This is a genomic window from Aeromonas sp. R3-1 (genome assembly GCF_040908345.1).
Taxonomy (GTDB): Bacteria; Pseudomonadota; Gammaproteobacteria; order Enterobacterales; family Aeromonadaceae; genus Aeromonas; species Aeromonas veronii.
Map to the genome: position 1 here is coordinate 1 of NZ_JBFODN010000199.1, position 10140 is coordinate 10140.

General features: G+C 59.3%; 10 protein-coding genes and 1 tRNA gene. 2 read left to right on the forward strand and 9 right to left on the reverse strand.

The genetic code is table 11. From position 1 onward, the window contains the following. Positions 1 to 11: 11 nt before the first annotated feature. Positions 12 to 1847, reverse strand: a complete 1836-nt coding sequence (gene recQ / locus AB5Y85_RS12305) for an ATP-dependent DNA helicase RecQ (protein ID WP_368221504.1) — start codon at positions 1845 to 1847, stop codon at positions 12 to 14. Positions 1848 to 1980: 133 nt separating this feature from the next. Here recQ and AB5Y85_RS12310 point away from each other — a divergent pair, with 133 nt between their 5' ends. Both AB5Y85_RS12310 and AB5Y85_RS12315 read left to right on the forward strand, forming a co-directional pair. Then, the gene (locus AB5Y85_RS12310) at positions 1981 to 2445 is read left to right on the forward strand and encodes a thioesterase family protein (protein ID WP_042054246.1); all 465 of its coding nucleotides are present in this window, start codon (positions 1981 to 1983) and stop codon (positions 2443 to 2445) included. 124 nt (positions 2446 to 2569) lie between these two features. Continuing rightward, positions 2570 to 3097 (forward strand): hypothetical protein, encoded by a 528-nt coding sequence (locus tag AB5Y85_RS12315; protein ID WP_005356927.1) that lies wholly within the window; start codon positions 2570 to 2572, stop codon positions 3095 to 3097. 260 nt (positions 3098 to 3357) lie between these two features. On the opposite strand, the gene AB5Y85_RS12320 is transcribed toward AB5Y85_RS12315, so the two are convergent. The 8 genes from AB5Y85_RS12320 to AB5Y85_RS12355 form a co-directional block, all read right to left on the reverse strand. After that, positions 3358 to 3434, reverse strand: a tRNA-Pro gene (locus AB5Y85_RS12320). Between the two features lie 155 nt (positions 3435 to 3589). Continuing rightward, positions 3590 to 4294 (reverse strand): MOSC domain-containing protein, encoded by a 705-nt coding sequence (locus AB5Y85_RS12325; protein ID WP_257687506.1) that lies wholly within the window; start codon positions 4292 to 4294, stop codon positions 3590 to 3592. Positions 4295 to 4339: 45 nt separating this feature from the next. Further along, complete coding sequence (locus AB5Y85_RS12330; protein WP_041202837.1) at positions 4340 to 5182, reverse strand: ABC transporter permease subunit; 843 nt, start codon at positions 5180 to 5182, stop codon at positions 4340 to 4342. Further along, entirely contained in the window at positions 5182 to 6087 is a 906-nt protein-coding gene (locus AB5Y85_RS12335) for an ABC transporter permease subunit (RefSeq protein ID WP_005340703.1), read from the reverse strand. Before AB5Y85_RS12335 ends, AB5Y85_RS12330 begins: the two co-directional genes overlap by 1 nt. Next, on the reverse strand, positions 6084 to 7238 hold the full coding sequence (gene potA, locus AB5Y85_RS12340; RefSeq protein ID WP_005340704.1) for a polyamine ABC transporter ATP-binding protein: 1155 nt from the start codon (positions 7236 to 7238) through the stop codon (positions 6084 to 6086). Before potA ends, AB5Y85_RS12335 begins: the two co-directional genes overlap by 4 nt. Before the next feature lie 78 nt (positions 7239 to 7316). Next, a complete protein-coding gene (locus AB5Y85_RS12345) occupies positions 7317 to 8402 on the reverse strand; it encodes a polyamine ABC transporter substrate-binding protein (RefSeq protein ID WP_108612035.1) in 1086 nt (361 codons plus the stop codon). Positions 8403 to 8521: 119 nt separating this feature from the next. Continuing rightward, positions 8522 to 9619, reverse strand: coding sequence for an extracellular solute-binding protein (locus tag AB5Y85_RS12350; RefSeq protein ID WP_005340709.1), 1098 nt, complete (start codon positions 9617 to 9619; stop codon positions 8522 to 8524). 53 nt (positions 9620 to 9672) lie between these two features. Next, positions 9673 to 10140: aminotransferase class III-fold pyridoxal phosphate-dependent enzyme (locus AB5Y85_RS12355; RefSeq protein WP_368221505.1), on the reverse strand; the 468-nt coding region annotated here is incomplete at its 5' end.

The following is a 10140-nucleotide window of genomic DNA, read 5'->3' on the forward strand; positions in this document are numbered from 1 at the left end:
CCTAATCGACCCTACCGGCGGCAGTAATCGATGATCAGGTCCATAAAGGCTTCACCGAAGCGTTCCAGCTTGCGGTGCCCGACGCCGTTGATGGCCAGCATCTCGTCTTCGGTCATCGGCATCAGTTGAGCCATCTCAACCAGGGTCGCATCGTTGAATACCACGTAGGGCGGCACTTCTTCATCCTCGGCAATCTGCTTGCGCAGGCCGCGCAGCGCCTTGAACAGTCGCTTGTCGTAGTTGGCGTTGTCGAGCAGGCCATTGCGCTTCTCCTTGCGGCTGGAGATGGGCTGCAAGCGGGGCACCGCCAGCTCCAGCTTCACCTCGCCACGCAGCACGGGGCGGGCCGCCTCGGTCAGCTGCAGCACCAGATTGCGGGTGATGTTCTGGGTCAGCAGCCCCTTGTGGATCAGCTGGCGGATCACGCTCATCCAGTATTCGTGGCTCTGATCCTTGCCGATGCCGTAGGTCGAGAGCTTGTCGTGGCCGTGATCCTTGATGCGCTGGTTCAGCGACCCGCGCAGCACCTCCACCACATAACCCACCCCGAAATTCTGCCCCACCCGCCAAACGCAGGAGAGCGCCTTCTGGGCATCTTCGGTGCCGTCATAACTTTTGGGCGGATCGAGGCAGATATCGCAGTTGCCGCACGGCTTGTCGTTGTACTCGCCGAAGTAGTTGAGCAGCACCTGACGGCGGCAGGTTTGCGCCTCGGCAAACGCCGCCATCACGTTGAGCTTGTACTGCTCCACCTGCAACTGCTGGGGATTCTCGATGTTGTCGAGCAGGCGGCGCACCCGGCCGATATCGGCGGGATCGTAGAGCAGCAGCGCCTCGGCGGGGGTGCCATCACGACCGGCACGACCGGTCTCCTGATAGTAGGATTCGATGTTCTTGGGGATGTCGTAGTGCACCACGAAGCGCACATTGGGCTTGTCGATACCCATACCGAACGCCACCGTCGCCACCACTATCTCGATGTCATCCTTGAGGAAGGCATCCTGGGTCTGCTGGCGCTGCTCGAGCGGCAGCCCCGCATGATAGGGCGCCGCCTTGCAGCCGTGGCGGGATAGCCGCTCGGCCACCTCCTCCACCCGGTTGCGGCTGGAGCAGTAGACGATGCCGCAGTTGCCCTTCTGGCTCTGCACGTAACGCAGCAGCTGCTCGGCCGCCTTGAACTTCTCCACCAGGCTGTAGCGGATATTGGGGCGATCAAAGCTGGCGGTGTGAATAAAGGGATCGTTGAGTTCCAACCGGTGCAGCATGTCGCTGCGGGTCGCCTCGTCGGCGGTGGCAGTAAGCGCTACCACCGGCACCTGCGGGAACCACTGCTTGAGTCGCCCCAGCGCCGCATATTCAGGCCGGAAATCGTGGCCCCACTGGGAGACACAGTGCGCCTCGTCGATGGCGAACAGCCCGAGCGGCAGCTCGGCCAGCCGATCCATAAACTCGTGCTGCAGCAAGCGCTCGGGGGAGACATAGACCAGCTTGATCTCGCCGCGACGCATGGCGGCGAAGTTCTGGATCATCTCCTCCCGACTGAGGGCCGAGTTGATGTAGACCGCCGCTACACCGTTGGCGCGCAGGCTGTCGACCTGATCCTTCATCAGCGAAATAAGGGGAGAGACCACCACACCGAGCCCGGGCCGCAGCAGTGCCGGGATCTGGTAGCAGAGCGACTTGCCGCCACCAGTGGGCTTGAGCACTAGCGCATCGCGCCCCGCGACGATCTGCTCGATGATCTCGAGCTGACCCGGCCGAAACTGCTGATAGCCGAAGACCGCCTGCAGCAGGGCAAGCGGACTCTCTGGCTGAGGATCTGGCAGGGTTTCGGCAATCGCGGTCATGGGCTCTCCTTTGGGGTCGCCATTCTAAAGCAGCCGCCGCCCACAATAAACCTGCCATTGCGACTGTTAAGGAACTGTTGCAGACTGGCTGGAGTTTTTACTCGGCTTTGATGACAAGGATTGGGATCAGAGAATGAAACAGATGCTCAAGAAGATGGCACTCAGTGGCATTGCCAACCTGTTTGCCGAGAAGATGCCCTTCAACAAGCTGATCGGCATGCAGGTGACCCACTACGACTTCGACAAGGTGGAACTGCGCATCAAGATGGACGACAAGCTGATCGGCAACCCCTTCCACAACATCCTGCATGGTGGCGTCACCGCCACGCTGCTGGATGTGGCGGGCGGCATGATCGTCGCCGCTTCCTGCATCGACGAGCTGGAGGAGTTCTCCCCCAGCTATCTCAAGGAGCGCTTCGCCCGCCTAGGCACCATAGATCTGCGGGTGGATTACCTGCGCCCGGGACGCGGCAACGAGTTTATCGCCACCGCCCACATCATCCGGGCTGGCAGCAAGGTGGCCGTCGCCCGGATGGAGCTGCACAACGAAGAGGGCACCCACATCGCCTTCGGCACTGGTACCTATCTGGTGGGTTGAACCAAGTTAGTGCATAAAAACCACGCGGCTAATCCACTTTTAATCATTAGATTCCTTACCCCCTCTGGCCGAACAAGGTCCATACTGATAGTCGGGATTGTGTGCAGAGGGAGGATTGCAGGCGATGAGTGCGAAACTGGCCATCAAACCATCCAGAGCCTTGTTGACACAGCTCGAGTCCATGCTCGACGAGGTGCAGACACCTGAGTGTCGCCACTGGTTGGAACAGGAGCTTGAGGGGTATTCTCTCTCCTCACCCCTGCCTTGGTATCGCATCGTTCCCTGTCGGCAACGCGGTCACTTTCTGGATCTGAAAACGGGAAAATATTTGACCTGTCATATCAACAGTCAAACGCTATGCCAACGCGATCTGGCCCAAATTCAGTTCATTTATGCCCGTGAACCAGCCGCCCACTATTTGCTGCAACGCAATTCCGGTATTGAACCCTGGCCAGAACAGCTGCTGGAAGATTATCAGGAGCAGTTGATCCCCGGCCATCTATGCCTGCAAGCCTGGCATGAGCCCGTGATTTCATTACGTGCACAACTGATGGAGGGAATAGAACATTTCATTAGTGAGTACCCCAAGCACGCGGCCTTGCTGCCTCAACACAGTTTCAAGGCTTTGCGGCATCAGCACTGGCATATCTGAGTAAGCGCCTGGCGCGCAAGGAGGGCACCATAGACAAGACCCATAGCGAGATTGCCACAATCTAGAGTGCCGGAGTCAGGATCAGACTCCACCGATGGGCCACCGAGCGGTGGCCCTTTTAATGTCTGTGGTCTTGCTTCGACCCTGCATACTGCAAGTCAGATCACTTGGCCAGGTAACAGGTCAGCAGCTAAAGAAAATCGGGAAAACAGGAAGGATAAATGCAAAAAGGCCGCTCTATTGAGCGGCCTTTTCAAATTTGGTCGGTGTGAGAGGATTCGAACCTCCGACCCCTTCGTCCCGAACGAAGTGCGCTACCAAGCTGCGCTACACACCGATGTCTGCGGGACGGGAATTTACCGAAAGCCCCGACCTGACACAAGCCTTTTTTGCATTTTGCAGGAAAAAAAGTGCTGTTCGCTCAACTATTCAGCACTCTTTTCACCCGTTTACCGGACTGCAGCCAGCTGGTGACATTCCGGCAACCGGCCGTCAGGCCAGGCGCAGGGATGCCGGCCCCAGCAGACGGCGCTGCCAGTCAGCCACAGTGCCATGCTCCAGCCAGTCGGCTGCATGCTGGCGCCAGTTGGGGGAGAGGGCCGGATTCTCCAGCAACATCAGCAGATCCGCTTCATTGCGCACCTGATTGAACAGGATATCCGCCGTGCGCTTCACCGTCAGTTCGGGATAGGGTCTGTCTACCAGCTCCATGGCCGTGTCAGGCGCGATCATGCCCTCCTCCAGCACCCGCAGCAGCCAGCCACAACGGCCATTTAGCTGCATCACCTGGGACATCTGGCCATAGCCAAAGCGCTGGTTGAGCTTGAAGCAGGGGGATCTCGGCTGGCTGATCTGGATCAGCGCCTCACCGAGTCGATAGACATCGCCAATGCAGGCTTGCGCCTCGGTCAGCCCGAGACCGGAGAGGTTCTCGCCAAAGGCGGCAGGTTGCCAGGGTGTACGTGGCGCAGGCAAGCCCAGCGCGGTTTGCCAGGTCTGCCACCAGAGATAGTGATCGGCCGGATAGTAGTGGAGCGCCCGATCCGGGCCACCGTGGTGGCGCAGGTCACACTGCTCATCCCCTTCCAGACCGGCAAAGGTACAGCGAACTGGTACAGAGATCGGTTGCTTGTGAATGGCACTGGTGAGGCCGGGTACCAGCTCGGTGCCACGACCGCTAAAAAGGGAGATCCGCATACTCATCCTCCTGGTTGACGAGAGTAGGCGGATCTTATCATGGCGTCAGACGACGGCCTGCATCTGAGTGGTCATAGCGATCTCGGCACGACGGCGCTTCTCCGCCCTGGCCATCAGATACCAGCTGCCGAAGGTAAAGAGCGATACCGACAACAGGATCAGGCTGGCCACCGCGTTGATCTCGGGTTTCACCCCGAGTCGCACCGCCGAGAAGACCTCCATCGGCAAGGTAGTGGAGCCCGGGCCGGAGACGAAGCTCGCCAGCACCAGATCATCCAGCGACAGGGCGAACGACATCATGCCGCCTGCCGCCAGCGAGGGAGCGATCATCGGGATAGTGATCAGGAAGAACACCTTCCACGGCTTGGCGCCAAGATCCATGGCCGCCTCCTCGATGGAGAGATCCAGCTCCCGCAACCGCGCCGACACCACGATCGCCACGTAGGCGGTACAGAAGGTGGTGTGGGCGATCCAGATGGTCAGCATGCCCCGCTCGGCGGGCCAGCCCACCAGCTGGGCCATCGCCACGAATAGCAGCAACAGCGACAGACCGGTGATCACCTCGGGCATCACTAGCGGCGCCGTCACCATGCCACCGAACAGGGTGCGACCACGGAAGTGGGGAATTCGGGTCAGCACGAAGGCCGCCACCGTCCCCAGCGCCACCGCGGCGATCGCGGTGTAGAAGGCAATCTCCAGCGAGCGGAACACAGATCCGATCAGCTGCTTGTTGTCGAGCAGGCCGAAGTACCACTTGAGCGACCAGCCGCCCCACACCGTCACCAGCTTGGAGGCGTTGAAGGAGTAGATCACCATGATGATCATGGGCAGGTAGATAAACAGCAGCCCCAGCCAGAGCATCAGTTTGGCAAAACCGAAACGCTTCATCATGCCTTGCCCTCCAGCTCTTTGGCCTGGTTACGGTTGAAGAGGATGATCGGAATGATCAGCACCGCCAGCATCACTACCGCCAGCGCAGAGGCAACCGGCCAGTCGCGGTTGTTGAAGAACTCCTGCCACAGCACCTTGCCGATCATCAGGGTCTCCGGACCGCCCAGCATTTCCGGAATAACGAACTCTCCCACCACCGGAATAAACACCAGCATGCAGCCAGCGATAATGCCGTTCTTGGAGAGCGGTACCGTGATCTGCCAGAAACGGGTCAGGTTGCGGGCCCCCAGGTCGGAAGCGGCCTCCAGCAGACTCTGGTCATGTTTGACCAGATTGGCGTAGAGCGGCAGCACCATGAAGGGCAGGTAGGAGTAAACGATGCCGATATAGACCGCCAGGTTGGTGTTGAGGATCTGCAGCGGCTCGTCGATCACCCCGATCCCCAGCAAGACGCTGTTGAGCAGGCCGTTGTTGCTGAGGATCCCCATCCACGCATAGACCCGGATCAGAATGGCGGTCCAGGTCGGCATCATGATCAGCAGCAGCAGAACGGTCTGGGTCTCCTTGTTGGCCCGAGCGATGGAGTAGGCCATCGGATAGCCAATCAGCAGGCAGAGCAAAGTGCTAACGAAGGCCATCTTCAGGGAGCCGAGATAGGCGGCGATATAGAGCTCATCCTCCTGCAGCAGCAGGTAGTTGCCCATGTTGAGCAGGATGGTGAGCTGATTGTCGGCCCAGCTCACCACGTCGGTGTAGGGCGGGATCGCCACATCCGCTTCCGCAAAACTGATCTTCACCACGATGACGAAGGGCAGCAGGAAGAAGAGGAACAGCCAGAAGAAGGGGATGCCAATCACCAGTCGGCGCCCCCCGACCCGCTTCAGTCGTTGCAAGAACTTCATGATTGCAGCACCACGCCGCTGTCATCTTCCCAGTAGAGGAACACCTGGTCATCCCAGGTTGGCCGCTTGCCGTGGCGTTCGGCATTGGCGATGAAAGCCTGAACGATTTTGCCCGAGGGCAGCTGGATGTGATAAACCGAGTGACCGCCCAGATAAGCGATGTCATAGACCTCACCCTTGGTCCAGTTGAAGTCCGGGTGCTCGATCTCCTCCGGTTTTTGCAGACTCATCAGCAGTTTTTCCGGCCGCAGGGCGTAGGTCACCTTCTTGTTTTCGGCGCGGGAGCTGATGCCGTGACCCACGTAGATGGGCTGCTCCAGATCGGCGCAGGCGATGGTGGCGTGGTCCTGCTCATCCTCCACCAGCAGGCCGTCAAACAGGTTGACGTTGCCGATGAACTCGCACACCAGCCGACTGGCCGGAGTCTCGTAGATATCCATCGGGCTACCGATCTGCTCGATGCAGCCGAGGTGCATGATGGCGATCCGCTCCGCCATGGTCATCGCCTCTTCCTGATCGTGGGTCACCATGACGCAGGTCACCCCGACCCGCTCGATGATCTCAACCAGCTCCAGCTGCATCTTGGAACGCAGCTTCTTGTCGAGCGCCCCCATGGGTTCATCCAGCAGCAGCAGCTTGGGACGCTTGGCCAGGGAACGGGCCAACGCCACCCGCTGGCGCTGGCCACCGGAGAGCTGATGCGGTTTGCGGCGGGCATACTGGGTCATCTGTACCAGCTTGAGCATCTCCTCCACCCGGGCATCGATCTCGGCCTTGGGCAGGCCATCCTGCTTGAGGCCAAAGGCGATGTTCTGGGCCACCGTCATATGGGGGAACAGGGCGTAGGACTGGAACATCATGTTGATGGGGCGTTCATAGGGGGGCATGTCGGTGATGTCGACCCCGTCGAGGAACAGCCGCCCCTCGGTCGGGCGCTCGAAACCGGCCAGCATCCGCAGCAGGGTCGATTTGCCGGAACCGGACCCGCCGAGCAGGGCGAAAATCTCCCCCTTGTGAATATTGAGAGATACGTTATCGACCGCCAGCGTTTCGTCGAACTGCTTGCTTACCCGATCAATTTTCACCAGCACTTCTTTGCGCTGCTGACTGCCCTCGAGGGCTTTCTTGTAGGCACTGGAGGCTATCGCCATTACCAAACTCCCCAACGTGATACCGGCCTTGCGGCCGATCCATAAAAGCGATTTGGCGCCCCCGAACGGGCACCAAGGTTAGGTACCGGACTTGATCTTGGTCCAACTCCGGGTGATTAGACGCTGTACCGAGCGGGGATGTGCTTCCTGCACATAGAGTCGCTCCAGCACGGCCTGAGGGGGATATACCTCCTCATTGTTGCGCACCGCCTCATCCATAAACTCGCCCGCCCTTGAGTTGGGATTCGCGTAGCCCACATAGTCGCTGACCTTGGCGATCACTTCGGGCTGCAGGACGTAGTTGATGAGGGCGTGCGCCTCTTTGACATTGGTGGCATCGGACGGGATCGCCATCATGTCGAACCAGAGATTGCCCCCCTCTTTCGGAATGCTGTAGGCAATTTTCACCCCCTTGCCAGCTTCATCGGCGCGGGCAGCGGCTTGCAGGATGTCGCCGGAAAAACCGGCAGCCACGCAGATGTCACCATTGGCGAGATCGCCGATGTATTTGGAGGAGTGGAAATAGGCCACATAGGGCCGCACCTTGAGCAGCAGCGCCTCGGCCTGCTTGATATCCCCCGTCGCATGACTGTTGGGATCGAGCCCGAGGTAGTTGAGGGCAGCAGGGATCATCTCGTCGGCAGAGTCGAGGAAGGCGACGCCGCAGCGAGAGAGTTTCGCCATGTTTTCCGGTTCGAAGATGGTGGCCCAGGAGTCAATCTTGTCGACCCCCAGCACCGCCTTGATTTTGTCGACGTTGTAGCCGATGCCGTTGGTCCCCCACAGATAGGGCACCGCGTACTGATGACCCGGATCCACCTTGTCGAGCTGCTTGAGCAGCACGGGATCCAGGTTAGCCAGATTGGGCAGCAGGGATTTATCCAGTTTCTGGAAGGCTCCCGCCTTGATCTGCTTGGCCAGGAAATTATTGGAGGGCACCACCAAATCGTAACCGGTCCGCCCCGTCAGCAACTTGCCTTCCAGGGTCTCGTTGGAGTCAAACACGTCATAGACGGTCTTGATCCCGGTCGCCTGCTGGAAATCGCTGAGGGTGGTCTCGCCGATATAGTCAGACCAGTTGTAGAAGTGCAGCACAGGGGCAGCCTGGGCCACATTCGCCAATCCCATGGTCAGCGCTACGGTTAGCAATCTGGTTGTATTCACGGTGTCAGTTCTCCTGTTTCAGTGGTTGACCGTCTGCGCATCCATTCGCGCGGCCCATCCGGATGGATGGCATCACTACCCTCCCGGCCGAACTGCGGACCGGGAGGGGCATTCGTTACTTACTTGCCGGATTTGATCTTGGTCCAGCTGCGGGTCATCAGACGCTGCACCTTGGCCGGCAGATCCGGGAAGGTGTAGATCTTCTGCAGGGTTGCCGCATCAGGGTAGATACCCGGATCGGTGCGGATCGCCTCATCCACCAGCGGGGTCGCCGCCTTGTTGCCGTTCGGGAACTGCACCACGTTGGTGATATTGGCGATCACCTCGGGCTTCATCAGGTAGTTAATGAAGGTGTGGGCCGCCTCGACGTTCTTGGCATCCGCCGGAATGGCGATCATGTCAAAGAAGCTGCCTGCCCCCTCTTTCGGAATGGTGTAGGTGAGCGCGACGCCATTCTTGGCCTCGGCTGCCCGCGCCTTGGACTGCTGCAAGTCACCGGAGTAACCGACCGCAACGCAGAGGTTGCCGTTGGCCAGATCCGAGATGTACTTGGAGGAGTGGAAATAGGCGGTATAGGGACGGATGGAGAGGAACAGCTCCTCAGCCTTCTTCAGCTCGGCCGGTTTCTGGCTATCCGGTTTGAAGCCCAGATATTGCAGGGCAGCCGGCAGCATTTCGGTCGGTGAATCGAGGAAGGAGACGCCACACTCTTTCAACTTGGCCATGTTCTCCGGCTTGAACACCAGATCCCAGGAGTTGACCGGGGCATCGGCCCCCAGCACGGCTTTCACCTTCTCGGCGTTGTAGGCATAGCCGATGGTGCCCCACAGATAGGGGATGGAGTACTGGTTGCCCGGATCGCTCGGCTCGAGCGCCTTGAGCAGGTCGACATCCATGTTTTGCCAGTTGGAGAGCTTGGACTTGTCCAGTTTCTGGAACACGCCCGCCTTGATCTGCTTGGCCAGGAAGGGGTTGGATGGCACCACGATGTCGTAGCCCGAACTACCCGCCAGCAACTTGGCTTCCAGTACCTCGTTACTGTCGAACACGTCATAGACCACCTTGATCCCCGTCTCCTTCTGGAAGTTATCCAGGGTATCCGGCGCTATGTAGTCGCTCCAGTTGTAGACGTGCAGCACCTTCTCTTCAGCCATTGCTCCGGCACTTGCCATGACCAGAGCCACAGAGGCAGCGATCACTCCTGTTTTGAAAGACATCATCCTTGTCTCCTAAGCAAATTGTATGCGCATGCCAACCTGCCCGACCCGCCTCAACCCTTCAGCTTTGCGGCTGTCAGATCCAGACTGCGCCTGGCCAGATCGACCAATTCATCAACCTGTTCCTCGGTGATGACCAAGGGGGGCGATATGATCATGGTATCGCCTACCGCCCTCATCACCAAGCCATTGTTAAAGCAGAACTCCCGGCAAGTCATCCCCGCATTTGCCTGAGCCGGAAAACGCCGGTTGGTCTGCTTGTCCTCAACGATTTCCAGCGCGGCGACCAATCCTTTGCCTCGGGTTTCTCCCACCAGCGGATGATCGGCCAGCTCCGCCCAGCGGCGCTGCAAATAGGGGCCGATAGTATCATGCACTCGCTTAACTATGCTCTCTTTCTGCATAAGCTGGATATTGGCCACCGCCACGGCGCAAGAGACCGGATGACCCGAGTAGGTGAAGCCGTGGTTGAACTCCCCCCCCTCCTCCACCAGCCCCTTGGCAACCCGGTCGCTCACCAT